Genomic DNA, 1,323 nt, shown 5'->3' with positions numbered 1-1,323 from the left:
CATCCATTCTCCTATCACCACTTGGTTATGCCCTCGACCGATTAGTAACAGTCAGCTCCATACATTACTGCACTTCCACCTCTGTCCTATCTACCTCGTCGTCTTCAAGGGGTCTTACAACTTGCGTTGGGATATCTCATCTTGAGGGGGGCTTCACGCTTAGATGCCTTCAGCGTTTATCCCGTCCCGGCTTGGCTACTCTGCCATGCACTTGGCAGTGCAACAGATACACCAGCGGCCAGTCCACCCCGGTCCTCTCGTACTAAGGGCAGCTCCTCTCAAATATCCTACGCCCACGCCGGATAGGGACCGAACTGTCTCACGACGTTCTGAACCCAGCTCGCGTACCGCTTTAATGGGCGAACAGCCCAACCCTTGGGACCTACTTCAGCCCCAGGATGCGATGAGCCGACATCGAGGTGCCAAACCACTCCGTCGATGTGAACTCTTGGGAGTGATAAGCCTGTTATCCCCAGGGTAGCTTTTATCCGTTGAGCGATGGCAATCCCACTTTATACCACCGGATCACTAAGTCCTACTTTCGTACCTGCTCCACCCGTCGGTGTCGCAGTCAAGCTCCCTTCTGCCTTTGCACTCTTTGAATGGTTTCCGACCATTCTGAGGGAACCTTTGAGCGCCTCCGATACCCTTTCGGAGGCGACCGCCCCAGTCAAACTCCCCACCTGACATTGTCCCCCAGCCGGGTCACGGCTGCTGGTTAGAAACCCAGTACTGCAAGGGTGGTATCCCAACAGCGACTCTGTATCTACTGGCGTAAATACTTCTCAGTCTCCCACCTATCCTGTACATGCAATACCGAATCCCAGTATCAAGCTGGAGTAAAGCTCCATGGGGTCTTTCCGTCCTGGCGCAGGTAACCAGCATCTTCACTGGTATTTCAATTTCACCGGGTGCATTGTCGAGACAGTGCCCAAATCATTACGCCTTTCGTGCGGGTCGGAACTTACCCGACAAGGAATTTCGCTACCTTAGGACCGTTATAGTTACGGCCGCCGTTTACTGGGGCTTAAGTTCAAAGCTTCGCTTACGCTAACCTCTCCCCTTAACCTTCCAGCACCGGGCAGGCGTCAGCCCATATACTTCACCTTTCGGTTTTGCATAGACCTGTGTTTTTGCTAAACAGTTGCTTGGGCCAATTCTCTGCGGCCAGTTCTCACTGGCACTCCTTCTCCCGAAGTTACGGAGTCATTTTGCCGAGTTCCTTAACAATGCTTCTCCCGTCGGCCTTAGGATTCTCTCCTCATCCACCTGTGTCGGTTTACGGTACGGGTATGATATAAACAATAGCGGCTTTTCTTGACG

1 rRNA gene is annotated in these 1,323 nt (G+C 52.9%); it reads right to left on the bottom strand.

The annotated features are described in order from the left end of the window. Window positions 1–21: 21 nt before the first annotated feature. Window positions 22–1,323: ribosomal RNA gene (locus tag EDD74_RS14945) — 23S ribosomal RNA — on the bottom strand; the annotation flags it as partial.

The organism is Faecalimonas umbilicata (genome assembly GCF_004346095.1).
Classification (GTDB): Bacteria; Bacillota; Clostridia; order Lachnospirales; family Lachnospiraceae; genus Faecalimonas; species Faecalimonas umbilicata.
The sequence above is the reverse complement of the archived record's forward strand: the minus strand, read 5'-3'. Positions and strand labels throughout refer to the sequence as shown.